Genomic DNA, 24,727 nt, shown 5'->3' with positions numbered 1-24,727 from the left:
AAGAGCGCTTATAGCGCGCACATGCGCACTGCCCGGATCGAGCGAAACACTGCGGAAACCGCGATTCTCGTCGAGGTGAACCTCGATGGCACTGGAAAATATGACGTTTCCACCGGAATCGGCTTTCTCGACCATATGGTCGAACAGTTTTCCAAGCATTCGCTGATCGATGTCACCATGAAGGTGAGCGGCGATCTGCATGTCGACCAGCACCATACGACAGAAGACAGCGCGCTGGCGCTGGGCCAGGCGATCACCCAGGCGCTGGGCGACAAGGGCGGGATCGGGCGCTATGGCAGCGCCTATTCGCCGATGGACGAAACGCTGTCGCGCGTCGCGCTCGATATCTCGGGGCGCCCGTATTTCGTGTGGCGGGCCGGCTTTACGCAGGAAAAGCTGGGCGAATGGGATACCGAGCTGATCGAGCACTGGTTCCATTCGGTGTCGCAGACGGCCGGGCTGACGCTGCATGTCGAACTGATCTACGGCACCAACAATCACCACATTTGCGAAAGCATCTACAAGGGCTTCGCCCGCGCGATGCGCACGGCGGTAGAGCTTGACCCGCGCAAGGGCGGGGCGATCCCTTCCACCAAGGGACAGCTGGGTGGCTAGTAAGCTCCAATCGGCTGCGAAGCAGCCGCAAGGGCGACTGCCCGCCCGCAGCGATGCGATCTTTGATCGCTTGAGCGAGGAGGTCGCGCGCCCGGACGGGCGTGCGGAACAACAATATGGCTGAAGCTCTGGCCCTGATCGATTACGGCGCGGGCAACCTTCACTCGGTGCACAACGCGCTGAAGGCCGCTGGTGCGGAACATATCGCCGTTACCTCAGATCCGGACCTGGTGCGTGGCGCGCGGCGGATTGTGCTGCCGGGCGTCGGCAGCTTCAAGGCCTGCGCCAAGGGGTTGCGCGGCATTCCGGGCATGGTCGAAGCGCTGGAAGAGCGCGTGCTGGACCACGGCGTGCCGTTCCTCGGCATTTGCGTGGGGATGCAATTGCTGGCCACGCGCGGGCTTGAACACGGCGCCACGCGTGGACTGGGCTGGATCGAGGGCGAGGTGCACCTGATCGAGCCCTCCGATCCGTCGATCAAGGTGCCGCATATGGGCTGGAACGATGTCGCCCTGCTGCCGCATGCCAAGCGCCATCCCGTGCTGGAAGAGGGCGAGGCCTATTTCCTGCACTCCTATCATTTCGCGGCGAGCGACGGCCATGATGTGGCGGCGATGACCGACCATGGTGAAGGGCTGGTGGCGGCGGTCGCACGCGACAACATCGTCGGCGTCCAGTTCCACCCGGAGAAAAGCCAGGCATACGGGTTGGCGACGCTGGAGCGGTTCCTGGAGTGGCGCCCATGATCGTTTTCCCCGCCATCGACCTGAAAGGCGGCGAAGTCGTGCGCCTGGCCGAAGGCGATATGGATCGCGCCACTGTCTATGGCGACAATCCGGCGGCGCAGGCGCTGATCTTTGCCGAGGCAGGCGCGCAGCACCTGCATGTGGTCGATTTGGATGGCAGCTTCGCGGGGCGCGCGGAAAACCGCGAAGCGGTTGAGGCGATCATCGAAGCCTTTCCCGGCTACGTCCAGCTGGGCGGCGGCATCCGCACGCGCGAAGCGGTCGAGGGCTGGTTCGACCTGGGCGTGGCGCGGGTGGTGATGGGCTCGGCGGCGCTGAAGGACCCCGAATTCGTCAAGGACATGGCGCGCGAATTCGAAGGCGGTATCGTCGTCGCGGTCGACGCAAAGGACGGCATGGTCGCGACTGAGGGCTGGGCCGAGGTGTCGGACGTGCCCGTGGTCGATCTTGCGCGCCGGTTCGAGGATGCCGGCGTTGCCAGCCTGCTGTTCACCGATATCGGCCGAGATGGCCTGCTGAAAGGCGCCAATATCGACGCGACGGTCGACCTTGCCCGCCGGGTCGATATCCCGGTGATCGCGAGCGGCGGGGTCAAGGGTCTCGACGATATCCACGTCCTTTCGCTCCACGCGCATGAAGGGATCGAAGGCGTGATCACTGGTCGCGCGCTCTATGAAGGGCGGCTCGATCTGGCGGCGGCACTGGCGATGGCGGCCCGCGCATCATGACCGTCCGCATCCGCGTCATTCCCTGCCTCGACGTCGCCGACGGGCGCGTGGTCAAGGGCGTCAACTTCGTCGATCTGAAGGACGCGGGCGATCCGGTCGAGCAGGCCAAGGCCTATGACGAGGCCGGCGCGGATGAACTGTGCTTCCTCGACATCTCCGCCAGCCACGAAGGGCGCGGCACGCTGCTCGATATCGTGCGGCGCACGGCGGAGGTGTGCTTCATGCCGCTCACCGTGGGCGGCGGGGTGCGCAGTGTCGAGGATGCCCGCGCGCTGCTGCTGGCCGGGGCAGACAAGGTGGCGGTCAATTCCGCCGCGGTTGCCCGGCCCGAACTGGTCGGTGAAATTGCCGCGAAATTCGGCAGCCAGTGCGTGGTCGCCAGCATCGATGCACGGCGCAGCGGCGCGGGCTGGCAGATTTATACCCATGGCGGGCGCAAGCCGGCTGGCATCGATGCGGTCGAGCATGCGGTGAAGTTGGCCGAGCTGGGCGCAGGCGAATTGCTCGTCACTTCGATGGATGGCGACGGCACGCAGGCCGGATACGATCTGGCGCTGATCCGCGAGATTGCCGACAGCGTCAACGTGCCGGTGGTTGCCAGCGGCGGGGTGGGCACGCTGCAGCATCTGGTCGAAGGGGTGACGCTGGGCCATGCCAGCGCGGTGCTGGCCGCCTCGATCTTCCACTTCGGCACCTATTCGATATCCGAGGCGCATGCAGCGCTGCGGGCTGTCGGCCTCCCGGCCCGAGGCGTTTAATTCTAGACCGCCAGTTGAAAATTCGTCATCGCGAGCGTAGCGACGCGATCCAGAAGCGGCCCCAACTGGATTGCCGCGGGCCTGCAGCCCTCGCAATGACGAGATAGAAGTGTCGGATACGCTCTCCAGACTCGAACAGGTCATCGCCGAGCGCCGCAGCGCTTCGCCTGACAGCAGCTATGTCGCTCAGCTCAACGCGAAGGGCCTGCCCAAGATCGCGCAGAAACTTGGCGAGGAAGCGACCGAGGCGGTGATTGCCGCGCTGTCAGGCAGCCGCGAAGAGCTGGTCGGCGAAAGCGCCGATGTGCTGTTCCACCTGCTGGTGCTGCTCAGCGCGAAAGATATCCCGCTGGCCGATGTTCTGGCCGAACTTGACCGGCGCGACGGAGTGTCCGGCCTCGACGAGAAAGCCGCACGGAGCGAATAATGCCGATCGACGCGACCCAGCCCTATGATGACAACAATATCTTTGCGAAGATCCTGCGCGGGGAAATTCCCTCGACCAAGGTTTATGAAGACGAATGGGCCTATGCCTTCGAGGATATCAACCCGCAGGCCGCGATCCATACGCTGGTGATCCCCAAGGGGCGCTATGTCAGCTGGGACGATTTTTCGACCAAGGCGAGCGCCGATGAAATCGCCGGTTTCATCCGCGCGGTGGGCGAAGTGGCGCGGGCGAAGGGGCTGGTCGAGCCGGGCTATCGCCTGCTCGCCAATATCGGCGGGCACGGGCATCAGGAAGTGCCGCATTTGCATGTCCACATCTTCGGCGGGCATCCGCTGGGGCCAATGCTCTCGAAATAACTTCAGGTCGTCGCTTTTTCGTCGAGGGTAAAAATCCCATACTTGCGGCGCGAGTCGCCCCTCCGCTAAAGCAACTCGCGAATGGTCATGCCCAATCCCCCCGGTGGCGTTTTCGATAGCGCGCGGCATCTTTATGCCGTGCGGGTCTATTACGAAGACACCGATCTTTCGGGGATTACCTATCACGCCAACTATTTGCGCTGGTTCGAACGCGCCCGGTCTGACCTGTTGCGGATGCTGGAGATCGACCAGCGCGCCGCGATCGAAGCGGGTGAGGGCGCCTATGCGGTGTCCGAAATCAACCTCAAGTACCTGCGCCCGGCAAAACTCGACGACGATGTGGTGATAGAGACCACCTGCACCGAGCTGGGCGCCGCAAGCTGCCGCATGCACCAGCGCGCGGTGCGCGGCGAAGAGCTGTTAAGCGAAGCGACATTGCGCGTCGGCTTTATCACGCCTGACGGGCGCCCGCGCCGCCAGCCTGACGAATGGCGCGCGGCGTTCAGGAATTTCATGGAAGACAATCTCGCATGACCACCAGCCTGCTTACCCTGATTGCCGCTGCACCCACCCGGCTCAACCCGCTCGACCTGTTCCTGCAGGCAGATATCGTGGTGAAGGCGGTGATGATCGGCCTGATTCTCGCCAGCATCTGGGTGTGGACCATCATCGTGTCGTTCAGCGTGCGCATGGGCAAGCTGGAACGCGGATCGCGCGACTTCGAAGCGGATTTCTGGGAAGCAGAGGAATTTGACAGCCTCACCACCGGCCGCGCGCGCAAGGACCTGCCCCCCGCGCGGGTCGCCGCGGCGGGTGTGGCCGAATGGAAACGCTCGACCCAGCATCCGCCGGTCGATCGTGATGGCACGCGCCAGCGGCTTGCCAGCACCATGGAAAGCCAGGTTGCCAAGGAGGCGGACGATCTTTCGGAACGATTGAACTTCCTCGCCACTGTCGGCTCGGTGGCGCCCTTCGTGGGCCTGTTCGGCACGGTGTGGGGCATCATGAACAGCTTCTTCCAGATCGGCATGCAGGAAAGCTCGTCGCTCGCCGTGGTCGCGCCGGGCATCGCCGAAGCGCTGTTTGCCACCGCGATCGGCCTGTTCGCCGCGATCCCGGCGGTAATCGCCTACAACCGCTTCAGCCACCGCGTGAACCGCTTTGAAGCGCGGCTGCAGCGCTTTGCCGACCGGTTCCATGCGAGCCTGAGCCACGAGTTGGATAAGGCGTGATGAAAATTGAGAAGCCGTCATTGCGAGCCCAATTTCTATTTGGGCGAAGCAATCCAGAGCGGTGCGCACCAGCATCCTGGATTGCCACGTCGCCTGCGGCTCCTCGCAATGACAAAGGCGGAAGGGTAGCTCCATGGCCATGAACCTCGCCTCCTCCGGCAAGTCCGGCCGCCGCTCGCGCCGTGCGCCGATGGCGGAAATCAACGTCACGCCCTTTGTGGACGTGATGCTGGTGCTGCTGATCATCTTCATGGTCACGGCGCCCTTGCTCGCATCGGGCGTGCCGGTGGAATTGCCTGAAAGCCGCGCCAATCCGATCGACCAGACGCCCGACCAGGTGACGATCTCGATCGATCCGACCGGGGCGATCTACGTCAATGACAAGCGGGTCGAGGCCGGCGGACTGCCCGATGCGCTTGAGGGCATTGACCGCGGTACCGATGGGAAGGGCCCGGTGATCGTGCTGCGCGGCGATCGCAGCCTCGATTATGGCCGGGTGATGGCGGTGATGGGTGAGCTCAACCGCGCCGGCTTCACCTCGATCTCGCTGGTCACCGACAGTTCAGTTTCGCCGCCATAACTCCATGGCCACGATGGAAACCACAGCCCTGCGGCAAGACGAGAAGATCGGCCTGGCGATTGCGCTGGCGCTGCATCTTGCGTTGGCGGGGGTGCTATTGTTCCAGCCGGGGCCGGGCGAAGGGCTGGAAGCGCCCGAGCGGATGACGGTAAGCCTCACCACCGAAGTGGGCCTGCAATCCACCGCACAACAGATCGCGCCGGATAGCCGCGCCGCGCTCGCCCCCACTGTGGCGGAGGAAGTGCAGGCGCCGGTCGAGGCCTCGCCTGACAGCGCACAGCGGCCCAATCGCCAGCCGCCCCCGCCGCGCACCAATGCGCGCAATGCCGTGGCGCAGCCACAGCGCCCGGCGGCGCAGACTCCGCCGCGCCAGGCCACGGGCACGCAAGTGGGCGAAAATTTCCTCGAAGGCGTGGGGTCGAGCCGTAACAGCGACGATACGCGCCTCCCCGCCGACCAGATCGGTGCGAGCGCGCAGGCATCGCTGCGGCAGGCGATCAACCGGCAATTGAAGCCGCATTGGAACGCGCCGCAGGGCGTGGATGTCGAACAGCTTGTGACAATTCTGGCGTTTCGGCTTAATGAAGATGGCAGCTTGGCAGGCAGGCCGCGCCTGGTCAGGCAGTTGGGGATCAACGACGCTAACCGCGCGCAGGCCTCGCTCCACGCCGAACGCGCAATTCGCGCCGTCCAACTTGCCGCACCTTTCGATCTACCACCTGAATATTACAACGCCTGGAAGAACATTGCAGAATGGCGTTTTGACAGAAGGCTTTGAGAATGAAGAAGTTGATCGCTAGCCTGATTGTGCTGCTTGCCGCGCCAGTAGCCGCGCAGGATCTGGCCCAGCCCGCGACCGAAGGCGGCGTTGTCGAAACCGAATTCCAGGCAGAGGGCGGCCTGACCGGCGCAACTACCGATGAAAGCGACTGGGCGGACCTCGGCATTGCCATCCCCGGCTTTGCCGCCGATCGCGATGTGGCGACGCCGGCCAATGCCAATGGCACCGCCGCGCTGGGGCGCGAGATCGCCCGCGTGATCACCGCCAACCTCCAGAACAATGGCCTGTTCAAGCCGGTCGGGCCGAACAGCCTGCCGCAGCCCAGCTTTGCCGAGATCACCGCCCCGGCGTGGGGCAACTGGCGCGGGCGCGGCGCGGAGATGCTGGTGCATGGCTATGTCCGCGCGCGGGCCGACGGGCGGCTGGTGGTCGGCTGCTATCTCTATGACGTCGCGCTGCGGGACGAGCTCGTGCGCGAGGGCTGGGTGGTCCCGCCCGCCGACTGGCGCCGCGCGGCGCACAAATGTTCGGACATCATCTATGCCCGGCTGACCGGCGAGAGCCCGTTCTTCGACAGCCGCATCGCCTATATCGCGGAGACCGGGCCGAAGGATCGGCGGGTCAAGCGGCTCGCGATCATGGACAGCGACGGTGCCAACCACCGCTTCCTGACGCTCGGCAGCGCCACCGCGCTCACCCCGCGCTATTCACCCGATTACAAGCGGCTGCTCTATCTTTCGTATGTCGACGGTAACCCGCGGATCTATGTCTATGACATCGGCACCGGCCGCCAGACGCTGGTGACGCAAAGCACCAATCCCACCTTCGCCCCGCGCTGGAGCCCGGACGGGCGCTATATCCTCTATTCGATGGCGATTGCCGGCAATACCGATATCTACCGCGTCCCCGCGACCGGTGGGCAGAGCGTGCGGCTGACCGATACGCCCGGCATCGACATCGGCGGCTCCTATTCGCCGGACGGCAAGCAGATCGTGTTCGAAAGCGACCGTTCGGGCAGCCAGCAATGCTATGTCATGAACGCCGACGGCACCAACCAGCGCCGCATCAGCTTTGGCGGCGGGCGCTGCGCCACGCCGGAATGGAGCCCGCGCGGCGACCAGATCGCCTTCACCCGGATCGCGGGTGACTTCAACATCGCGGTTATGAGCCCCAACGGGCGCAACGTGCGCGCGCTGACCAATGGCTGGCAGGACGAAGGCCCGACCTGGGCGCCCAATGGGCGGATCGTGCAGTTCTTCCGGACCGAACGGAATACCGGTAAGTCGGCGCTGTGGCAGGTCGACCTGACTGGCCGCAATGAACGCAAGCTTCCCACCCCGGTCGATGGATCTGACCCCGCCTGGGGACCCATCCTCCCTTAAAATCGTAAGTGTGCTATAACCCCCTAAGGGTCCAGCGATGGCCCCTATTCCGAGAGGAACCCCCACCATGAATACACGTGTTGCTACTGTGATGCTGCTGGCTTCCGCCACCGTGCTGGGCGCCTGCGCCAAGAAGGCCCCGGAAGAGCTGCCGCCTCCTCCGCCGAACCAGGGTGAGACGGCCACTCAGCTGCCCGATCGCGCGCCGGTTGGCCCGCAGGTTGGCAGCCAGGCGCATTTCGTCGAGGCGGTGAATGGCCAGAACGTGATCTATTTCGATACTGACCGCTTCAACATCGACAGCGCCGACGCGGCGGCCTTGCAGACGCAAGCGCAGTACCTGGCGCGTTACCCGCAGGTGCGCATCACCGTGGAAGGCCATGCCGACGAGCGCGGCACCCGCGAATACAACCTTGCGCTGGGTGAACGCCGCGCCAATGCGGCGAAGAACTATCTCGTCGGCCTGGGTGTCGATGCCAGCCGCGTGGCGACGGTCAGCTATGGCAAGGAACGCCCGGTCGCACTCGGCTCGAACGAGCAGGCCTGGGCGCAGAACCGCCGCGCGGTCAGCGTGGTGATCAACTAGTCGAACAAGGAAAACGGACGGGGCAGGTCGGGGGCGGGCGCCTCCACCTGCGCCGACCACAGCCCGCCGCCGCGATGCAGGTCCGCACCTGCAGGCTTATGCAACAGCGCCATCGCCGCCATGGCGAAGATTGCGAAGCTGCTGGATATGGCGAGTTGCTTGCTCATCGGACTTTCTGTGCGGCGCGCCTAGCACCAGTTTGTTTACGATCTGTTGCAATGCAACATTTCACGCTGAAACTGGTTCCCGCATCTTTCAAAGCGGCGCAACCATCCCTAGACTGAGCGCAATGCCCACCCGACCAACTGCATATCATGCCTAAGGCGACCCGCTCCAACGACTGGGGTTTCCCGCGCTGGCGCGGCTATGGCAGCTCGCGCGAGGCAACCAGCGTGCGCCTGTGCGACCGGCACGGGTGTGACGAGCCGGGCGATTGCCCCGCGCCCAAGGCGCCCAACAGCCCTGAGCGGTGGTATTTCTGCCAGCAACACGCCGCCGAATACAATTCGAAATGGGATTATTTCGAAGGGCTCGACAAGGCCGAACGCGAGGAGCGCGCGCGCAGCGAACGGCGCGACAATTCGGGCTATGCCGAGGCCTCGCATTACGGCTGGGCCGGCTCGGGTGACGGCAGCCGCAGCGCCGACGAAATGCGCGCGCTCGAAGTGCTCGAGCTGGAAGCGGATGTGGACTTTGCCGCGATCAAGAAGGCCTGGCGCGAAAAGGCCAAGACGGTACACCCCGATGTGAAGCCCGGCGACAAGGACGCCGCCGCCGAATTCCAGAAGCTGCAGGTGGCTTACGAAGTGCTGAAAGCTGCCGAGGAACGCCGGGAGTGGCGGGGTTAGGGCTGAACTGACGGCTTCCGCGCTAATCGCGGACGTCACAGCTAGCCGTTTCTGGCTGCGGTTTCTGTCGTCACGCCGATTTCAAGTATCTCATGATGGCAACCAACCTTCAGCTTGCAGCGCCGTCCAGATTTTCTGAATTACCTTTCCGCCACGCTGCATGACAGCCGTGCCATCAGCGACCTGTAACTGACCGTTGCGGACTTGCAGGCGGCCTTGCGTCATCACGTGTCGCACTTGCGGGCCACTTGCATACAAAAGGTTGTTGAGCGGTTCAGGCGGCAATGCTCCTGCACCTACAAGGAATCCACTAACGTCGACCGCGATCAGATCAGCCAAGGCGCCTTCCTCGATCCGTCCCAGATCACTTCGTCCCAGCGCCTCTGCCGGATAGAGCGTGGCGCCCTTGATCGCCTCAAGCATCGTTGGCTCCACAATTGGCAGCTCCGAATTGTTCTTGAGGAGGTGATACCGCGCTTGCCCCGTGATCACCGCCAGCTTGAGTACTTCGAGATAGTTGTTGGAATGAGTATCGATCCCGACATTGGTCCTGATACCGTGACCTAATGCCTCAGGATAAGGCTGGGTCTTGCCACCAAGGCCGCTCATTCCGGGACAATGCGCGTATATCGCGCCTTTCTGGCTGAGAAGGGGCGCATCCACACTCCAATCCGGATAGCCCATGTGTGCGCCGAAAAACGGACCGTCCAAAAGGCCAAAATCATCAAGCCACTGTGCTGAGGTTCGCCCCCAGCGCCGCTGCATGGTCGGATTTTCCATCGGGTGCCATGCGAGGTGCGTATGTATTCCAGTGCCCAGTTCGCTCGCGGCCTTGGCGATGGCTTTCATGGTCTCTGGCGTATGGAAATCAGCTGCCATCGGCGACATCATCGGCATGATCCGGCCATCTGCTGCGCCGCCGTATTTCCGTCCGAATGCGAGGTTCTGTTCAATCTCCTCAAGCGTACCCGCCTCCGCTTGGTACAATGCGCCGTCACCGGTTGCAGTGATGATCGGACCAAGCCGGGTGAGGTTGGGGAGCATTGCCCCGGGATAGCCTCTCGCGCCAAACCGAGATGCGACGCGCACATAGGATTCTGCCTGTCGCAGGGTGCAACTCATTTCAAGCTGCGTGGTGCAACCACTCAACAAGAGTTCGGCGAGATTATACTCGGTTAGAGCGTCGAGTTCCTCGTTGTCGAGCAACGCCTCCACCAGTTCCAGAGGTCTTAAGTCAGACCGCCCGGACTCGATCAGTCCGCGTGTTGGGGTCCCTGCCGAGACATGGGTGTGGCCGCTGATAAAACCCGGAAGCAGCAGGCAGTTGCTCATTTCAAGCCGCGGGATCGAAGCAGGCAGAGGTTTGGTCTGGACGGCCTCAATACGTCCGCCCCGTACAAGAATTTGGATGTCACGCTCGATCAAGGGCTCGCCATTCTGCCAGCGCAGCACCATGCCCGGCTCAAGCACGAAGTCGCGAGTCTCATCGAGACCAGGTGTCGCTGCCAGTGCCGATGGGAACTTGCCAGACGAAGCGGCCAGAAGCGCGCCGCTCGCGCCAATTCTCAGTAGCCCTCTGCGCGATAGACTTCTCAATGGCATAATGGTCCGATCTTCTGCGTGGGGAAGCAGTTTGACCGACTTTCCCATGCTTTGCTTGGCTAGATCAGAACAGTTCGCCTGTTGGACAACTTTTGCCGCGAGAAATTCCAGATGCTCTCGCACCACGCCCATCCTCGGACATTTCCTACATCGCGCGAACCCGCTAATCGGGCGGGGCTCTTTCTCTCCGTCCGGCCTTCCTCGCAATGTGCGTGAGTAACCGCGCGCTGCCTGATACCTGTGCCCCAGCATGGTCTCACTTTGCGCCCGCGCAGAGTCACACTTCGGCGCGCAAGGGTCACACTCGGCCCCGCCAAAGTCACACTTGGGGCCGCAGAGTCACACTTTCGGCACCCGACAGTCACAGAATGGCTTTTTAGCCCTTGGACCGTGTTCCATGTGTTCCATCGGGCCGGATTTCGAAGCCGTCCGGCTCAGGTTTTTGGCCCTGCAGATCCCCTGCCGCTGGCGTTGATCGCGGGATCGGGATTGTCGTTCCACCACGGCACGTCACTATAGGGCCGCACGTCCAGCTCATGCGTCCAGCAATTCTTCGGCTGCTGCGCCAGGTGCCAATAGGTTTCCGCGAGCACCGCCGGATCGATGATCCCGTCTGCGCCCTTGGCCGCCTCGAACGCGTCCCACTTGTCGCCCAGCAGCTTCACCAGCGTATCGGGCGAGCGGACCGGGCCGTCGACCACGACATGCGCGACATGCACGCCCTTGGGCGCGAATTCGGCGTTGAGCGTCTGACACAGCATGCGCCGCCCGCCCATCGCCGCGGCATGGCTGTGCTGCCCGGCATTGCCGCGCACCGCAGCCGTGGCCGAAGTGACCAGCAAGGTGCCTTTTCCCCGCGCGACCATCGCCGGGAACATCGCATGCGCCAGCCGGAACACGCCGAAGCAGGCGAGCCGCCAGCCGAGCTCGAAAATGCGGTGCGGCGTGTCTTCCAGGCTGCGATTGCCGATTTGCGCGCCGAGATTGTAGAGCGCACAATCGATCGGGCCGATGTCGCGCTGGGTCCGCTCGACCAGTTCCTCGATCGCGCCATCTTCCGCCGCATTGAGCAGGGTGCCACTGGCGCTGCCGCCCGCCGCCTCGATCTGCCCGACCAGCCGCGCCAGGCCCTCCTCGTCGCTGCGCCGGGCAAGCACCGCGTGATAGCCCCCGGCGGCAAAGCGCGCGGCGGCGTGCCCGCCGATCCCCGCGCCCGCGCCGATAACGAGAAATACCGGTTTTGTTGCAGCCATGATGTCGCTCTCCTTTCGGTGCGGCCAAGCTACACTGGCAGGCGTCGCTTCCGGCCTGGCGGTTGCAGCCTGGCAGGCGGTTCATCCACTGTCACTTTGGCGTGTTGCCCGTACGGATATCGCCAGCTGCAACCTGGCGATCGAAAATGACAACGCCGTCGAATAGTTGGGACCAGTCTTCAACAATCGGCAAATAGCTGAACAATCCCCCAGACCGTGTTCCGGCCTTGGATAGCGCAGCAGCGTCCAGCAAGATCGCTCCATCACGGGCGATTGGCCCGGTGAAGGTTTCAAGCGAACCCGGTGCCGCAGCTTCAATAATGCGGGGCTCCGGTCGGCCGCGCGTTGTTCCCCCTTGAGCGGCGAAGCCCAACATAAACACCCGATCACCGTACAGGTCGGCGAGATAGGAGCCAAACGGCTTCACCCCTTCAAAGCGTTTGTGGCGATGCTGCGCGCGCTGCGTGCGAATTGGCGGTCCAGACAATGGCTTTGGTCTTGGCCGGCCAGCGGGCCATCCAGCGCTGGAAATTGGCGAACATCTCCTGGTCGCGGCTTGTGGAGTAGCTGTTTGCGTCGGCCGAGTTAGCAGCCGCGAAGGCTGACAGGTTGGCCAGCATTTCCTGGCGCTCGCGGCGGACATCGGTATCGGCAGAAACGGGGAGCGCTCCTATGGCCTCAAGGCATAACGCGACCGCTTGCCGACGCTCGGAGTTGCTGCCTTTGAACAGCAAATCCCGGAAAGCCTTGCGGCAGTTCTCGCGCTCCACCGGCACAAGTTCGCCCGAAAGCTCGGCGATGACCCCGAAATTGGTGAAGTCCTGTCCTGCTCCTCCCAACTGGAAATCGAAGCCGCCAAGCCGGATCGCCCCGTTGGTTGCCTGCTCTGCCAGATAGGCGAGCAAGGGCTGGAATTCCTCGTCGAACTTCCATAGCCCGCCAACCGCAGTAGCAATCTGATCGGGCATTACCGGGCGGTCTGCACGGCGCGCCCGATCGAGCTGTACAAATTCGAAGAAGCTCGCTTCGAACAGCACAGCAGAAAAGCCGCAGTGTGCAACCAGGCGCGTGATCAACGCGGTCTTGAACATCTCGGTACGTGCGTCGCCGTGTTCAGCTTCGCCTAAGACTGCGACTTGCCGGTCACATAGGGCCGCAGCTGCCGATTCAAGCACAGCAGCTTCTGAATGTGGCTCCCCCCTGGGCCAAGGCGGGTGCTGGAAGGTTCAGGGCCAGTAGTGCGGCGAGGCGCAGCTTCATCGGTCGGTCAAACTTTCGCCAGTGCCTGATCGAAATCGGCGATCAAATCGTCCGGGTCCTCGATCCCGATGCTGATGCGCACCAGATTGTCGGTGATGCCCAGCGCCGCCTTGCGTTCGTCCGGCACCGAAAGATGCGTCATCGAAGCCGGGTGGCTGGCGAGCGTTTCGGTCCCGCCCAGGCTGACCGCGAGCTTCGCCACTTTCAGCGCGTCGAGGAAGCGGAAGCATTCCGCCTCGCCGCCCTTGATGAAGACCGAGAAGGTGCTGCCCGCGCCGGTGCAATGGCGGTTATAGATGTCTTGCTGGCGCGGATCCTTGATCATGCCGAGATAGCCCAGCCCTTCGACCTTGGGATGCTGGCTCAGGAACGCGCACACCCTCTCCGCATTCTGCCCGGCGCGCTCCATCCGCAGTTCGACGGTTTCCAGCGAACGCAGCAGCATCCAGGCGGTGTTGGGATCGGCGATCCCGCCCATGGTGTTGCGCAGCGCGCGGATCGCATCGATGAAGCGCTTCTTGCCCGAAACGCTGCCGGCGACGAGGTCCGAATGGCCGCCGACATATTTCGTCAGCGAATAGACCACCAGGTCCGCACCCTGATCCAGCGGGCGCTGCCACAGCGGCCCAAGGAAAGTGTTGTCGATCGCGATCGGGCAGCGATCCGGGTCGAAATGCGCGTCGCGGGCGGTCTTGACCGCTTCGACATCGACCAGCGCATTGGTCGGGTTGCCCGGGCTTTCGAGATAGATCAGCGGGACCTCGCCGCCTTGTGCCTCGGCCTGCGCCTTGGCCTTGCGCATCACTTCGTCGAGCTGTTCCGGCGTGGCGCCGGCCGGGAAATCGACATAGGTCACGCCGTATTTGGCCATGATCTTTGCGACGAAACCTTCGGATGCGGCATAGAGCGGGCCGGAATGGACGATCACGTCGCCTGCCTTGCACGCGGCCAGCATGAGGATCGCGATTGCGGTCATCCCGCTGGAAAAGCTCAGCGCTTCTTCCGCCCCGTCCCAGATCGCGAGGCGATCCTCCAGGATTTCCTGGTTGGGTGCATTGAAGCGCGAATAGACGAGGCCCTCGGCGCCGCCCGCGCGCTTGCCGGTGATGCCTTCGAAATGGCGCTTGCCCGCCGCCGCATTCTCGAACGCAAAGGTGCTGGTGAGGAAGATCGGCGGCTTCAACGATCCTTCGGACAGCACCGGATCATAGCCATAGCCCATCATCAGCGTGCTGGGCTTCATCGGGCGCCCGCCGATCGTGGTGATCAGCTCTTTCGGCTTGCGGCGCGGGGTGGGCTGGTCGACGGGATCGATCGCGTCGGTCATGGGGACGATGTCCTTCCTTTTACAAGCGCTCCCAGGAAGGCAGGAGCCGAATGGGCCGCCGGGGCGCCCGTTCCTAACCTCCGCAGGAACGCCTCTCCACCAGCCAGCCGGATTGCCGTCCGATTATCGCGCACTGGTTGCAGTTGCAACCATCTAGGCGAGGGCGGCCACAGCCCACACCGCGCCGACGATCAGGAAAATGCCGATGATGTCGAGCGCCAGCCCCGCGCCGACCATCCGCTCGATCCGGATGCGTCCGGTGGCCCAGCCGATGGCATTGGGGCCGGTCCCGGCGGGTAGCATGAAGCCCCAACTCGCAGCGATCGCGGCCGGCATGGCGAGCAGGATCGGATCGACCCCCAGCGCCACGATCAGGCTGGCAACGACCGGGATGATCCCGCTGGCGGTGGCGACATTGCTGGCGAACTCGGTCACCAGCACTACCATGGCGACAATGGCGAGCGCGACCAGTGGCAATGGCACGTTGCTGAGCGGCAGCAGCGCATTGCCGAGCCAATCGGCAAGGCCGGATGTCTGCATACCCGCTGCCAGTGCCAGCCCGCCGCCGAACATCATGATCACGCCCCAAGGCGCACGGTCAGCTTCCTTCCATACCAGCAATGGGCGCCCGGTGCCGTCAGGGATCAGGAACAGCGCGAGCCCAGCGATGATGGCGATGGTGCCGTCTTCCCAGCTTCCCGCGGGCAGATAGGGTTCGACCAGCGGCACGCTCATCCACGCGAGAAAGGTCAGTGCCACCAGCGGCACCAGCCGCTTTTCCGGCAGGGTCCATGCGGCGTGGGTGTCAATCGCGGCGCGCGCCTTGCCAACGTCGAAGGGGTGCGCGCTGACCCTTTGCGCCCGCGCCACGATCCAGGCGGCGATCGGTACGCCGACGATCACGATCGGCAGGCCATAGAGCGACCATTGGGCAAAGCTGATGCGGACCCCGGCGATGGTCTCCAACAGGCCCACCGCGATGGCATTGGTGGGCGAACCAACCACGGTGCCTAGCCCGCCGATACTGGCAGCAAAGGCGATGCCGATCGGCAAGGCGCCGGCCAGGCCTTCCTGATCATCGTCAGACACCCCGCCACCCGCCAGCACTGCCAGCGCCATCGGCATCATGATCAGCGCGGTCGAGGTGTTGGAGATCAGCATCGAAAGCAGTGCGGCGCTGATCATGAAGGCCAGCAGCAGCTGTGTCTGACCGCCGCTTGTGCCGACCAGCCGCAGGATCGCAAGGCTCAGCCGCTTGTGCAGCCCGGTACGCTCGATCGCCAGCGCAATGAACGCGCCGCCGAGGATCAGGAACAGGATCGGCGAATAATAGCTGGCGGCAACCTCGCGCGCGCTGCCGACGCCGCCGAACGGCAGGACGATGAAAGGCAGCAGCGCGGTGGCGGTGAGCGGGATCGCCTCTGTCATCCACCATGCTGCCATCCACACCACCAGCCCCGCGACCAGCCAGCCCTCGGCCGGCATGCCGGCAGGGGCCGGTGTGAATGCAGTGAAAGCGAAGGCCAATGGGCCGAGGATGAGGCCGATCTGGCGGGCTGTCATGTGTGAAATTTCCCCATTTCCAGCATGCTAGCCACGAAGCTGCCGGTTGGCGAGACCGCGCATACGAAAAGGGCGCGCCAATCAGGCACGCCCTTCAAAAATTCGGGTTTCGCTGCCGTGGTTTACTTCGGCGCGAGCACCATCAGCATCTGGCGCCCCTCAAGCCGCGGAAAGGCTTCGACCTTGGCGATTTCCGCCACATCGTCCTGCACCCGCTTGAGCAAGTTCATGCCCAGTTCCTGGTGCGCCATTTCGCGTCCGCGGAACCGCAGCGTGACCTTCACCTTGTCGCCGTGCTCGATGAACTTGTTCACATTGCGCATCTTCACGTCATAATCATGCGTGTCGATGTTGGGACGCATCTTGATCTCCTTGATCTCCTGCGTCTTCTGGGTCTTGCGGGCTGCGTTGGCTTTCTTTTGAGCCTCATATCGGTACTTGCCGACATCAAGGAATTTGGCCACCGGCGGGTCCGCATTGGGCGATACTTCGACCAGGTTCAGGCCAAGCTCGTTCGCCTGCTCCATCGCTTCGCGCGTATACATGACGCCGAGGTTCTCTCCCTCGTGGTCGATCACGCGTACTTTGTCGGACTGGATGAATTCATCGTAGCGAGGGCCGCTTTTGATTGGCGGGGCCATCGAACGCCGGGGTGGACGGGCTATGGGGTGTTCTCCTGTTTCAGCCGTGATTCTGTGGGTGCTATGTAGTGGTAAAGCAGTCGGAACGCTAGGGGTTAGGCCGCGCTACGAAAAAGCCGCAATTGCACCAGCCTTCCCTTGGCAGGCAGCACGGCGTCGATCGCGTTCGCAGGGCTGAGCGCGGCGCGAATTTCCGGCGCGCCTGCGTCCATTCCTCCGGTAAGCGCGCCGAAAGCTGGCAGGATCATCCGGTCGCCGCTTGTCTGGCTGCGACTGAGGACACCGCAAGGTCGGCTGATATGACGGTTGCGGATGTTCACCCGCACCTTGGGGTGGAAATGGCCCGACAGCTCTGGCCGGGTTTCTCCTGGCTGCGCAATATGCCGCAGCACGATCCCGCCGATCTCCAGCTCCGCCGCCAACTCGCCACCGAATGTGCGATGCATGTGCTCGTCATGATTGCCGGTGATCCACACCCAGTCGAGCGCGCGGGTCAGCGCTTCCAGCATTCCCGCAGCATAAGGATCGAGCCGCGACGTCCCTTCACTATCGTGGAAGTTATCGCCCAGCGTGATCACACGCCGCGCACCAGTCTGCTTCACTGCATCCGCCACCCGCTCCAGCGTAGCGCGGCTGTCATAAGGCGGCAGCATCTGCCCGCCCCGCGCATACCAGCTCGCCTTCTCCAGATGCAGGTCCGCCACCAGCAAGGCCTGTTCGCGCGGCCAGTAAAGCGCGCGGCCATCGACCAGCAGCATTTCCTGATTGGCGAACGAAAGGGGAACCATGGTTGTGACTTGCCGTGCGCGCGGCGCTTTGGCAAGACGTCAACTGGATCGTATCAGGGGAATGTATGGCTGACTGGACACCGCACACCGCGCGCGCAAAGGAATGGTTCGAAAGCTTGCGCGACCAGATCTGCGCCGCGTTCGAGGAAATCGAGCGCGAGACGGGCTCTGATGCGAGCTTCCAATATACCCCGTGGCAGCGCGAGGAAGAGGGCAATCCCGATCCCGGCGGCGGGGTGCAGGGCCTGATGAAAGGCAAGGTGTTTGAAAAGGTCGGGGTCAATGTCTCGACGGTGAAGGGCAGCTTCAGCAAGGATTTCGCCGCTTCGGTCAACGGTGCTTCGCCCGAGCATCCCGGCTTCACCGCTACCGGCATCAGTCTGGTCGCGCATATGGCCAACCCGCATGTGCCTGCGGTGCATATGAACACGCGCTTCCTTACCACGCAGGCGGCGTGGTTTGGCGGCGGGGCGGATTTGAACCCGCCGATCCCCTACGAGGAAGACACCGCGGATTTCCACGCGCGTTTCCGTGCGGCCTGCATGGCCCACAACCCGACCTATTATGAACGCTTCAAGAAATGGGCGGACGACTATTTCTTCATCCCGCATCGCGGGGTGCATCGCGGGGTCGGCGGAATCTTCTACGATCACCTCGAATGCGCTGACGACGCCGCGTTCGAACGCAATTTCGCCTTCACGCAGGATGTCGGCAAGGCGTTCCTCGACATCTACCCGCAGCTGGTGCGTCGGCGGATGGAAAGCGAGTTCACGCCGCAAGACAAGCTGCAGCAACTCGAATGGCGTGGGCGCTATGCCGAATTCAACCTGGTCTATGACCGCGGTACGCTGTTCGGGCTCAAGACCGGCGGCAATGTCGATGCGATATTGATGAGCCTGCCGCCTGAAGCAGTGTGGAGCTGATTACTCCGCTGGCTTATCTCCAGCGGGTGCATAGACCCGTACCCAGTCTACCAGCATCGCAATCTCGCCGGTCTTGATCTGATCGACCGTTTCCTCAGGCACGCCCACATATGGCTGTTTGATGCCATTGGTCTTGAGCGGGTAGATCCCGCCCACGGCGAAATTCAGGATCAGGTGCTGCGGCGTATCGAAGCGCCATTCGCCGTAGAATTCGACCATCGGGCGGGTCACGCGATAGATCACCTGGCCGTCAATTTCGAACTCGATCGAGTCCTTCGTCCATTCGACCGCATAGACATGCCAGCCGGTTACATCCTGCCCTTCAGGGAAGAAATATTTGTTCACCAGCGGGGTTTCCCCCGAATAGCCGGGGCCATGCATTGCCACGCCGATCCAGTCCTTCTCGCCGACATATTCCATGATGTCGATCTCGCCGGTCTCCGGCCATTTGCCATTGCCGAGCAGCCACCAGGCCGGCCACACACCGGTCGCATCGGGCAGCTTGATCCGGGCTTCGGCACGGCCATACGTAAAGTCGAACTTGCCCTGGCTGTTGATCCGGCCGGAGATGAAATCGGCCTTGCGGTCCTTCCGCGTGTCAACCCCGGGCTTGTAGACCGGGCGCAGGACCAGCACGCCGCCCTCTGCCCCTTCGATGTCATCGGCAAACCGGATCGTCTCCGGGCTGTCGAGATAGGCCTGCTGTTCGTTGTTGACCCAGAATTCGGGGCCAACCACGTTCCACTTCGATCGGTCGAGCGCTCCATCATCGAACTCGTCGGCAAACACCAGTGTGCGGGCCTCTGCGCTCGCGCTGATCGGGTGGTGATCCGCCTGGGCGGGGTGAGCGGCGAGCAGCGCGGCGCTTGCGCTGACCAGGAACTTGCGTGCGAACATCGGGGCCTCTCCAAAAGTCACTCTGTGAACGTTCACAATGACGCGTATGGAGATTAAAGTCCAGCCTGCAATGCTATTTGGGTTCGCTGCCGCCACCCATGGCACGGCTGCGCTGCAACTGCTCGAAATAGTTCGTCGCGTCGTCCTTGTTCTCGCGCTCGAGCTGGCGGATCGCATCGCTGATGTTCTTGCGGCACTGGTCGCCCGCATCGCCCTTCAGGCATTTGTCCCGCTCTCGCTCTAGCTCGGACATCTTCTTCGCACGCTCAAGCATCCGGTCGCTGATCGCACGCATTTCATTCAGGTCCATTGCCCCGCCTGCTGCGCTGGCTTCGGAGCTGGCTTCAAGGACATTGCGGAAATCGCGCGCCATGCCATCGCTGCCGGTGACGGTTGTGGCGGTGCCCGGAGCACCGGAGATAACAGTCCCGTCGCCATAGCGGATGCTGCCATCGGGCTGCAGCACCCCCGGTTGCCCGTCGGGGCCATTGGCAGGGACGCGCTCGCCATTGGGCAGGGTGACCCAGCCATTGCTAGCGGTGTCGGTGCCGCCACCAGCCGGCCCCTTGTCCGGCGCGTCGCTGCTGCTGGCCGATCCGTCCGGCCGGGTGACAACGGTTTCGCCCTTGCTCCCCATCCCGACCGTGGTGCCATCGGGATAGGTAACGCTGCCGTCGGCGTTCTGCTTGCCGCGCTGCCCACTGGGGTCGGTGGCGCGCACCTGCTGGCCATTGGGCAGTTCGAATGTGTCGGGCGGCGGCTGGCTGCTGGTGCTGCCATCGGCGCGGCGCACCACAGTGCTGTCGTTCGCGCCGACGCCCACGGTCGTGCCGTCAGGATAGGTCACGCTGCCATCGGCATTGACCTTGCCGCGCCCGCCATTGGGGTCAGTGGTGCGGACTTTCTGCCCATTGGGAAGGGTGAAGTAATCCGTCTGGAGCGCCGCCAGAGGCAGCGGTGCGGCAAGCGCGAGCGCTGCCCCTGCCAGCAGCGCCAATTGCCTCAAGGCGCGATCTCCAGCACGTCAACATAGGCGACCTTGCGGTTGAGCGCGATCGAGACATAGACCGTGGGCTGGCCTTGCTGCGCGCGCCTGGCGGTGAAGTATTCGGTGTCTCCGGCAATGCCCAGATTGATGCCATTGACCGGTACGTAACCCGCGCCAAGCTGGTGGTAGGAAGAGCTGCCGCATTGTGCCTTGCGCGAGCACTGCCATTCGATCACGAAGCCCTGCCGCAGCAGCGGCTCACGCCACGCAGCGATCATGGCGGAAGCGGTCTGCCCGCCGGTCAGTTCGTATTGGGTGCGCGTCAGCAGGCCGGTCTGGTCCTGATAGCTGATCTGCTTGGGCTTGAAGCCGGTGATGCGGCGATAGCTGGACAGTTGCCCGGCCTGATGATCGACGGCTGTCGCCCCGGCAATCGGCGGAACGGAGAACGGGGCGGCCGGCGGACTGGTTTGCGCCGCGAAAGGATCGAGCACTCCGCCGTTTGCTGCTACGGGCGCCGCAGGAGCAGCGGCGGGCGCGGCGGCAGGTGCGCCTCCGCCGCCCTCCTTGCCGGGATCTTCAGGCAGGCAGTCCCGCGCGCCGGTCACGCATTGCACGGCCTCGCGCGTGCGGCGATCGGCCTGGCGCTTGGTTTCTCGTTCAGCAGACTTCTTTATCACTGTGCCCAGGCTTTGTGCGCTGAGGCCGCTTGCCGGGATTGCAGCCATGACACTGGCTGCAATCAGACCCGAGATGAAACGCATCGCAGTTCTCCCGCTATGAGGCGGCCAACTCTGCAGCCGCGAATGTCGAACACGATGAGAAATAACCAGAATTTGCACCCGATGCTTGTTCGAATGCGACATCACGCCCACATTCCGGCCCATGGCGAAAGCTATCGTCCGGCAACGGTGGATTTCGCATTGCAATAAGTCGCGCTGCACCGCACATTTGCTGAACGATGCTGCGGCAATACGAACTTGTTGAACGGGTCCTGGGTTATGACCCTGACGCCGATGAGGCGGCGCTGAACCGTGCCTATGTCTACACCGTGCAAAAGCACGGCACGCAGAAACGCGCATCGGGCGATCCCTATTTCAGCCATCCGGTCGAAGTCGCCGGGCTGATGACCGACCTCAAGCTCGACCAGCAGACCATCATCACCGCGCTGCTGCACGACACGGTCGAAGACACGCTGGCGACTATCGAGGATATCGAGGCCAATTTCGGCCAGGATGTGGCGCGGCTGGTCGACGGTGTGACCAAGCTTTCCAAGATCGAGCAAATGCCCGAGGATGAGCGGGCGGCGGAAAACCTGCGCAAGTTCCTGCTGGCGATGAGCGAGGATATCCGCGTGCTGCTGGTCAAGCTGGCAGACCGGCTCCACAACATGCGCACGCTGCATTTCATCAAGTCGCCGGAAAAGCGCCAGCGGATCGCGCGCGAAACGATGGATATCTATGCCCCGCTGGCAGAGCGCGTGGGGATGTATGAATACATGCGCGAGATGCAGCTGCTCGCCTTCGAACAGCTCGAGCCCGAAGCGCATGCCACGATCACCAAGAAGCTGGAGGATCTGCGCAGTCAGGACGGCGGGCAGGTCGATGCGATCGCGCTCAAGGTCAAGCAGGCGCTGGCCGAGGCGGGGCTGAAGGTCGAGGTTTCCGGCCGCGAGAAGCATCCCTATTCGATCTGGAAGAAGATGGCCGAACGCCATGTCAGCTTCGAACAAGTAACCGATATCATGGCCTTTCGCGTGATCTGCGAGAGCGAGGCCGATTGCTACGCTGCCCTGGGCGTGCTTCACACCACCTGGCAATTCCTGCCCGGGCGCTTCAAGGACTATATCTCGACGCCCAAGTCGAATGGCTACAAGTCGCTCCACACCTCTTTGATGTACGAGAATTCGATGCGGGTGGAGGTGCAGATCCGCACCCGCGCCATGCATATGACCAACGAGTTTGGGTTCGCCGCGCACTGGGCCTACAAGCAGGGCGACAAGCCCGATGGCGCGGTTGGCTGGCTGCGCGACCTGATCGAGATCGTCGATGCCAGCCATGATGCCGAGGAACTGCTCGAACACACGCGGCTCGCGATCTACCAGGACCGGATCTTTGCCTTCACCCCCAAGGGCGGGCTGTTCCAGCTGCCCAAAGGTGCGACCCCGGTCGATTTCGCCTTTGCCGTGCACACCGATCTGGGTGCACGTGCGGTGGGTGCGAAGATCAACGGGCGCCACATGCCGCTGCGCACTCCACTGAGCAATGGCGACGTGGTGGAGATCATCAAGAGCAAGAATGCCGAGCCGCAGCTGTCATGGCTGGGCTTCGTCGTCACCGGCAAGGCGCGCGCGGCGATCCGCCGTGCGGTGCGGCTGAAGGAGCGCGCGGAAATCGCGGAAATCGGCCGCAAGCTGTTTGACGAGATCGCCACCAAGGTCCCCGCGCGCATCGGCAAGAAGGCGCGCGATGCTGCGGTCCAGCGCCTGGGGCTGATGGACGAGGAAGACCTGATGTTCGCGATCGGCGCAGCCAAGCTGACCGACCGTGAAGTGATGGAAGCGCTGGTTCCCGGCTGCACTGCCGATATCGACGAGGATGACGATTGGACCCGGCGCGAGCACGCCATCTCTATCCGCGGCCTTACGCCGGGCGTCGGCTTTCAGCTGGCCGATTGCTGCCACCCCGTGCCGGGTGACCGCATCGTGGGCCTGCGGCGCAAGGGTGAGGGGGTGGAGGTCCATGCGATCGGCTGCTTCGAACTGGCCAATGGCGTCGATGCCGACTGGCTGGACCTAAGCTGGGGCAAGCGTTCGCAAGGGGCAGTCGGGCGGCTGCGTGTGACGCTTTATGACCGGCCCGGTACGCTGGCCGAGATGGCGGGTATCTTCGCTCAGAGCCATGCCAATGTGAAGCAGCTGGGCCAGATTGAAACCGATCATCCCTTCGCCACTTACGAGTTGGACCTTGAGGTGCAGGACTTGGCGCATTTGACGCGTATCCTCAGCGCTTTGCGCGCCAGCGATGCGGTGGCGCAGGCGGAACGTATCTGATGGCCGTGCGCTCCTGCGAAAAGCAGGAGCCCGGTAGGTAGCGCAATGCATCGGGGTTCCTGCTTTCGCAGGAACTCACAACAGCTCCAACTCCATCGTCACCTGATCGCCTGCCGCCAGATCCTCGGCCCGCATAACCTTCTTGCTGACCAGCAAAATCCATTCGCTGGCCTTGTTCTGCGGAAAAACTGAACTCTTCCAAGTCGTCTCGCCCAGCCGCGCGATCACCTTGACCGAGCCGAACCCGCGCCGCGTGCCATATTCAAGCCGGAGCAGGCGTGCGTGCATCGCAATGGCTTCGGCTGCATCGCCGGTAATCACGAGAAGGTGATAAACCGCCTTCTCCCCCTGCCAACGGGCAAGTTGCGTGGTGTGGCTAACCCGCTCACCCTGTGCCTGGCCGATAGTCACTCGCCGGGAATGCGCCGCACCGGCACCGGGATATTGCAGATATCCGCGCCGCCAGCAGGATGGATGAAGAACGCGTCGCGGCGGTTGGCACGCGCCTCGGCATACTTCGCAAAGCTCTCGCTTTCGGTACTGAGATATTCGAATGCGGGCTGCGGGATCTCGTGCAGGTCGCTGGCAATGCGGACCTGCCGGATCGGCGTGCGCCTGTCCTTTTCGAAATCGGCGTAGAAGCCCAGCTCCCCTTTTCCGCGCGGGAGCGAAGAAAGATGCTCCATCCCCTCGATGATCCGGCCCACAAGTGCGATATTGCGATCGAGCTGGCGCGGCGCATGGCCGATCACGGTGTAAAGCTCCGCGCCAGAGCCGGTGTCGGGAGAGTAGTTCCGCCCTACGCCGACCATGCCATAGCAATGGACGGGCCAGCTCGAACCTTGCTCGGTGCCCGCGATGGGCCAGCCTTTTGAACTGATTCTTGCCCAGTCGGCATAGGTATCTTTGGCGCCGTGAACCCGCAGCACCCGACCGGTCCCGTCATGATAGGGAGGCGTAACGTATTCTGTCTCTTCCAAGACCCTTAGTCCCTCTGGCAGTGGCTTGGTTTCCCCGGTCGCCTCAGGATTGTCGTAATTGGGATCGCCCCATTGCACGACGTAATTGTCCTGCACGCGGTTGACGCTGATATTGTCGTACCAGCCGCTCTTCGCGAGCAGCTTGATGTTGTGCACCCAGCCCTGGCTGAAGGGGGCGGGGATCAGCTGGATCACGACACGGCGCTGGTTGCCTTCTGCATCGGGGGCGAGGTCCATCACCAGCAGGTCTTCCGCCGGGATCTGCACCCAGTCCGATGGTGGCGCGGCGGCAACGATCTCATTGGGCGAGGGTGCGCTGGCTGGTGCTTCTTCAGCGCACGCTGCCGGGGACAGAGCGAGGGCGGCAAGGCCGATAACGAGGTTTTTCATCTG

Annotated in this window: 30 protein-coding genes; 16 read left to right on the top strand and 14 right to left on the bottom strand. The window is 63.3% G+C overall.

All coding sequences use genetic code 11. The features are described from left to right. Positions 1-21: 21 nt before the first annotated feature. The 13 genes from hisB (at position 22) to pal (ending at position 8,212) form a co-directional block, all read left to right on the top strand. A complete protein-coding gene (hisB, locus tag G6N82_RS05485) occupies positions 22-615 on the top strand; it encodes an imidazoleglycerol-phosphate dehydratase HisB (protein ID WP_165194531.1) in 594 nt (197 codons plus the stop codon). After that, entirely contained in the window at positions 608-739 is a 132-nt protein-coding gene (locus G6N82_RS15170; protein ID WP_277601962.1) for a hypothetical protein, read from the top strand. The genes hisB and G6N82_RS15170 overlap by 8 nt, the downstream gene beginning before the upstream one ends. Further along, positions 732-1,361 (top strand): imidazole glycerol phosphate synthase subunit HisH, encoded by a 630-nt coding sequence (gene hisH / locus G6N82_RS05480; RefSeq protein ID WP_165194528.1) that lies wholly within the window; start codon positions 732-734, stop codon positions 1,359-1,361. The genes G6N82_RS15170 and hisH overlap by 8 nt, the downstream gene beginning before the upstream one ends. Beyond that, positions 1,358-2,089, top strand: a complete 732-nt coding sequence (gene hisA, locus G6N82_RS05475; RefSeq protein ID WP_165194525.1) for a 1-(5-phosphoribosyl)-5-[(5-phosphoribosylamino)methylideneamino]imidazole-4-carboxamide isomerase — start codon at positions 1,358-1,360, stop codon at positions 2,087-2,089. The genes hisH and hisA overlap by 4 nt, the downstream gene beginning before the upstream one ends. Beyond that, positions 2,086-2,847 (top strand): imidazole glycerol phosphate synthase subunit HisF, encoded by a 762-nt coding sequence (gene hisF / locus G6N82_RS05470; RefSeq protein WP_165194523.1) that lies wholly within the window; start codon positions 2,086-2,088, stop codon positions 2,845-2,847. Before hisA ends, hisF begins: the two co-directional genes overlap by 4 nt. Before the next feature lie 103 nt (positions 2,848-2,950). Continuing rightward, on the top strand, positions 2,951-3,274 hold the full coding sequence (locus tag G6N82_RS05465; RefSeq protein WP_165197983.1) for a phosphoribosyl-ATP diphosphatase: 324 nt from the start codon (positions 2,951-2,953) through the stop codon (positions 3,272-3,274). After that, entirely contained in the window at positions 3,274-3,651 is a 378-nt protein-coding gene (locus G6N82_RS05460; protein WP_165194521.1) for a histidine triad nucleotide-binding protein, read from the top strand. Before G6N82_RS05465 ends, G6N82_RS05460 begins: the two co-directional genes overlap by 1 nt. An 81-nt stretch (positions 3,652-3,732) precedes the next feature. Beyond that, complete coding sequence (locus tag G6N82_RS05455) at positions 3,733-4,185, top strand: YbgC/FadM family acyl-CoA thioesterase (protein ID WP_165194519.1); 453 nt, start codon at positions 3,733-3,735, stop codon at positions 4,183-4,185. Beyond that, on the top strand, positions 4,182-4,883 hold the full coding sequence (tolQ, locus tag G6N82_RS05450; RefSeq protein WP_165194517.1) for a protein TolQ: 702 nt from the start codon (positions 4,182-4,184) through the stop codon (positions 4,881-4,883). The genes G6N82_RS05455 and tolQ overlap by 4 nt, the downstream gene beginning before the upstream one ends. Positions 4,884-5,016: 133 nt before the next feature. After that, positions 5,017-5,463, top strand: a complete 447-nt coding sequence (locus tag G6N82_RS05445; RefSeq protein WP_165194514.1) for a biopolymer transporter ExbD — start codon at positions 5,017-5,019, stop codon at positions 5,461-5,463. Positions 5,464-5,476: 13 nt separating this feature from the next. Further along, on the top strand, positions 5,477-6,241 hold the full coding sequence (locus G6N82_RS05440; protein ID WP_165197981.1) for a TonB C-terminal domain-containing protein: 765 nt from the start codon (positions 5,477-5,479) through the stop codon (positions 6,239-6,241). Between the two features lie 2 nt (positions 6,242-6,243). Further along, positions 6,244-7,626, top strand: coding sequence for a Tol-Pal system beta propeller repeat protein TolB (gene tolB / locus G6N82_RS05435; RefSeq protein ID WP_165194512.1), 1,383 nt, complete (start codon positions 6,244-6,246; stop codon positions 7,624-7,626). 67 nt (positions 7,627-7,693) lie between these two features. Next, complete coding sequence (pal, locus tag G6N82_RS05430) at positions 7,694-8,212, top strand: peptidoglycan-associated lipoprotein Pal (protein ID WP_206520301.1); 519 nt, start codon at positions 7,694-7,696, stop codon at positions 8,210-8,212. On the opposite strand, the gene G6N82_RS05425 is transcribed toward pal, so the two are convergent. After that, positions 8,209-8,379, bottom strand: a complete 171-nt coding sequence (locus G6N82_RS05425) for a hypothetical protein (RefSeq protein WP_165194510.1) — start codon at positions 8,377-8,379, stop codon at positions 8,209-8,211. The genes pal and G6N82_RS05425 overlap by 4 nt on opposite strands. A 147-nt stretch (positions 8,380-8,526) precedes the next feature. On the opposite strand from G6N82_RS05425, the gene G6N82_RS05420 reads away from it, so the two are divergent. Continuing rightward, complete coding sequence (locus tag G6N82_RS05420; RefSeq protein ID WP_165194507.1) at positions 8,527-9,060, top strand: J domain-containing protein; 534 nt, start codon at positions 8,527-8,529, stop codon at positions 9,058-9,060. A 90-nt stretch (positions 9,061-9,150) separates the two neighbouring features. On the opposite strand, the gene G6N82_RS05415 is transcribed toward G6N82_RS05420, so the two are convergent. The 8 genes from G6N82_RS05415 to pdeM all read right to left on the bottom strand — a co-directional run bounded on the left by G6N82_RS05415 (position 9,151) and on the right by pdeM (position 17,494). Next, positions 9,151-10,794 (bottom strand): amidohydrolase family protein, encoded by a 1,644-nt coding sequence (locus tag G6N82_RS05415; protein ID WP_165194505.1) that lies wholly within the window; start codon positions 10,792-10,794, stop codon positions 9,151-9,153. Between the two features lie 302 nt (positions 10,795-11,096). Next, positions 11,097-11,915 carry an SDR family NAD(P)-dependent oxidoreductase gene (locus G6N82_RS05410; protein ID WP_165194503.1) on the bottom strand — a complete coding sequence of 273 codons (819 nt, stop codon included), beginning with the start codon at positions 11,913-11,915 and terminating at the stop codon, positions 11,097-11,099. Between the two features lie 91 nt (positions 11,916-12,006). After that, the gene (locus G6N82_RS05405) at positions 12,007-12,342 is read right to left on the bottom strand and encodes an erythromycin esterase family protein (RefSeq protein ID WP_165194501.1); all 336 of its coding nucleotides are present in this window, start codon (positions 12,340-12,342) and stop codon (positions 12,007-12,009) included. Between the two features lie 4 nt (positions 12,343-12,346). Then, positions 12,347-13,006 (bottom strand): erythromycin esterase family protein, encoded by a 660-nt coding sequence (locus G6N82_RS05400; protein WP_165194499.1) that lies wholly within the window; start codon positions 13,004-13,006, stop codon positions 12,347-12,349. Positions 13,007-13,182: 176 nt separating this feature from the next. Continuing rightward, entirely contained in the window at positions 13,183-14,502 is a 1,320-nt protein-coding gene (locus G6N82_RS05395; RefSeq protein ID WP_165194497.1) for a cystathionine gamma-synthase family protein, read from the bottom strand. A gap of 153 nt (positions 14,503-14,655) precedes the next feature. Continuing rightward, positions 14,656-16,065: an SLC13 family permease gene (locus G6N82_RS05390; RefSeq protein WP_165194495.1), complete on the bottom strand. Its 1,410-nt coding sequence runs from the start codon at positions 16,063-16,065 to the stop codon at positions 14,656-14,658. A gap of 122 nt (positions 16,066-16,187) precedes the next feature. Then, entirely contained in the window at positions 16,188-16,706 is a 519-nt protein-coding gene (gene infC / locus G6N82_RS05385) for a translation initiation factor IF-3 (RefSeq protein WP_165194493.1), read from the bottom strand. A 95-nt stretch (positions 16,707-16,801) separates the two neighbouring features. Then, positions 16,802-17,494, bottom strand: a complete 693-nt coding sequence (pdeM, locus tag G6N82_RS05380) for a ligase-associated DNA damage response endonuclease PdeM (protein ID WP_165194491.1) — start codon at positions 17,492-17,494, stop codon at positions 16,802-16,804. Between the two features lie 65 nt (positions 17,495-17,559). Between pdeM and hemF the strand changes: the two genes are divergently transcribed. After that, positions 17,560-18,417, top strand: a complete 858-nt coding sequence (gene hemF, locus G6N82_RS05375) for an oxygen-dependent coproporphyrinogen oxidase (protein WP_165194489.1) — start codon at positions 17,560-17,562, stop codon at positions 18,415-18,417. On the opposite strand, the gene G6N82_RS05370 is transcribed toward hemF, so the two are convergent. The 3 genes from G6N82_RS05370 to G6N82_RS05360 form a co-directional block, all read right to left on the bottom strand. Continuing rightward, on the bottom strand, positions 18,418-19,314 hold the full coding sequence (locus G6N82_RS05370; protein WP_165194487.1) for a glycoside hydrolase family 16 protein: 897 nt from the start codon (positions 19,312-19,314) through the stop codon (positions 18,418-18,420). It abuts the gene before it with no gap. Positions 19,315-19,387: 73 nt separating this feature from the next. Further along, entirely contained in the window at positions 19,388-20,320 is a 933-nt protein-coding gene (locus G6N82_RS05365) for a hypothetical protein (RefSeq protein WP_165194485.1), read from the bottom strand. Then, positions 20,317-21,066 carry a hypothetical protein gene (locus G6N82_RS05360; protein WP_165194483.1) on the bottom strand — a complete coding sequence of 250 codons (750 nt, stop codon included), beginning with the start codon at positions 21,064-21,066 and terminating at the stop codon, positions 20,317-20,319. The genes G6N82_RS05365 and G6N82_RS05360 overlap by 4 nt, the downstream gene beginning before the upstream one ends. A 197-nt stretch (positions 21,067-21,263) precedes the next feature. On the opposite strand from G6N82_RS05360, the gene G6N82_RS05355 reads away from it, so the two are divergent. After that, positions 21,264-23,354 (top strand): bifunctional (p)ppGpp synthetase/guanosine-3',5'-bis(diphosphate) 3'-pyrophosphohydrolase, encoded by a 2,091-nt coding sequence (locus G6N82_RS05355; RefSeq protein ID WP_165194481.1) that lies wholly within the window; start codon positions 21,264-21,266, stop codon positions 23,352-23,354. Positions 23,355-23,429: 75 nt separating this feature from the next. Here the strand turns inward: G6N82_RS05355 and G6N82_RS05350 are convergent, their stop codons facing one another. Together G6N82_RS05350 and G6N82_RS05345 are read right to left on the bottom strand one after the other, a co-directional pair. Further along, a complete protein-coding gene (locus tag G6N82_RS05350; RefSeq protein WP_241255205.1) occupies positions 23,430-23,765 on the bottom strand; it encodes a DUF1905 domain-containing protein in 336 nt (111 codons plus the stop codon). After that, on the bottom strand, positions 23,762-24,724 hold the full coding sequence (locus G6N82_RS05345; protein ID WP_165194479.1) for a peptidylprolyl isomerase: 963 nt from the start codon (positions 24,722-24,724) through the stop codon (positions 23,762-23,764). Before G6N82_RS05345 ends, G6N82_RS05350 begins: the two co-directional genes overlap by 4 nt. Positions 24,725-24,727: the final 3 nt, after the last annotated feature.

This window comes from Altererythrobacter sp. BO-6, assembly GCF_011047315.1.
Lineage (GTDB): Bacteria > Pseudomonadota > Alphaproteobacteria > Sphingomonadales > Sphingomonadaceae > Erythrobacter.
The sequence above is the reverse complement of the archived record's forward strand: the minus strand, read 5'-3'. Positions and strand labels throughout refer to the sequence as shown.

Bases quoted from the DNA above. Each gene is read 5' to 3' on its own strand.
- hisB (WP_165194531.1), top strand. From the start codon at position 22: ATGCGCACTGCCCGGATCGAGCGAAACACTGCGGAAACCGCGATTCTC.
- hisH (WP_165194528.1), top strand. From the start codon at position 732: ATGGCTGAAGCTCTGGCCCTGATCGATTACGGCGCGGGCAACCTTCAC.
- hisA (WP_165194525.1), top strand. From the start codon at position 1,358: ATGATCGTTTTCCCCGCCATCGACCTGAAAGGCGGCGAAGTCGTGCGC.
- hisF (WP_165194523.1), top strand. From the start codon at position 2,086: ATGACCGTCCGCATCCGCGTCATTCCCTGCCTCGACGTCGCCGACGGG.
- G6N82_RS05460 (WP_165194521.1), top strand. From the start codon at position 3,274: ATGCCGATCGACGCGACCCAGCCCTATGATGACAACAATATCTTTGCG.
- G6N82_RS05455 (WP_165194519.1), top strand. From the start codon at position 3,733: ATGGTCATGCCCAATCCCCCCGGTGGCGTTTTCGATAGCGCGCGGCAT.
- tolQ (WP_165194517.1), top strand. From the start codon at position 4,182: ATGACCACCAGCCTGCTTACCCTGATTGCCGCTGCACCCACCCGGCTC.
- G6N82_RS05445 (WP_165194514.1), top strand. From the start codon at position 5,017: ATGGCCATGAACCTCGCCTCCTCCGGCAAGTCCGGCCGCCGCTCGCGC.
- G6N82_RS05440 (WP_165197981.1), top strand. From the start codon at position 5,477: ATGGAAACCACAGCCCTGCGGCAAGACGAGAAGATCGGCCTGGCGATT.
- tolB (WP_165194512.1), top strand. From the start codon at position 6,244: ATGAAGAAGTTGATCGCTAGCCTGATTGTGCTGCTTGCCGCGCCAGTA.
- pal (WP_206520301.1), top strand. From the start codon at position 7,694: ATGAATACACGTGTTGCTACTGTGATGCTGCTGGCTTCCGCCACCGTG.
- G6N82_RS05425 (WP_165194510.1), bottom strand. From the start codon at position 8,379: ATGAGCAAGCAACTCGCCATATCCAGCAGCTTCGCAATCTTCGCCATG.
- G6N82_RS05420 (WP_165194507.1), top strand. From the start codon at position 8,527: ATGCCTAAGGCGACCCGCTCCAACGACTGGGGTTTCCCGCGCTGGCGC.
- G6N82_RS05415 (WP_165194505.1), bottom strand. From the start codon at position 10,794: ATGGGCGTGGTGCGAGAGCATCTGGAATTTCTCGCGGCAAAAGTTGTC.
- G6N82_RS05410 (WP_165194503.1), bottom strand. From the start codon at position 11,915: ATGGCTGCAACAAAACCGGTATTTCTCGTTATCGGCGCGGGCGCGGGG.
- G6N82_RS05400 (WP_165194499.1), bottom strand. From the start codon at position 13,006: ATGTTCAAGACCGCGTTGATCACGCGCCTGGTTGCACACTGCGGCTTT.
- G6N82_RS05395 (WP_165194497.1), bottom strand. From the start codon at position 14,502: ATGACCGACGCGATCGATCCCGTCGACCAGCCCACCCCGCGCCGCAAG.
- G6N82_RS05390 (WP_165194495.1), bottom strand. From the start codon at position 16,065: ATGACAGCCCGCCAGATCGGCCTCATCCTCGGCCCATTGGCCTTCGCT.
- infC (WP_165194493.1), bottom strand. From the start codon at position 16,706: ATGGCCCCGCCAATCAAAAGCGGCCCTCGCTACGATGAATTCATCCAG.
- pdeM (WP_165194491.1), bottom strand. From the start codon at position 17,494: ATGGTTCCCCTTTCGTTCGCCAATCAGGAAATGCTGCTGGTCGATGGC.
- hemF (WP_165194489.1), top strand. From the start codon at position 17,560: ATGGCTGACTGGACACCGCACACCGCGCGCGCAAAGGAATGGTTCGAA.
- G6N82_RS05370 (WP_165194487.1), bottom strand. From the start codon at position 19,314: ATGTTCGCACGCAAGTTCCTGGTCAGCGCAAGCGCCGCGCTGCTCGCC.
- G6N82_RS05360 (WP_165194483.1), bottom strand. From the start codon at position 21,066: ATGCGTTTCATCTCGGGTCTGATTGCAGCCAGTGTCATGGCTGCAATC.
- G6N82_RS05355 (WP_165194481.1), top strand. From the start codon at position 21,264: ATGCTGCGGCAATACGAACTTGTTGAACGGGTCCTGGGTTATGACCCT.
- G6N82_RS05345 (WP_165194479.1), bottom strand. From the start codon at position 24,724: ATGAAAAACCTCGTTATCGGCCTTGCCGCCCTCGCTCTGTCCCCGGCA.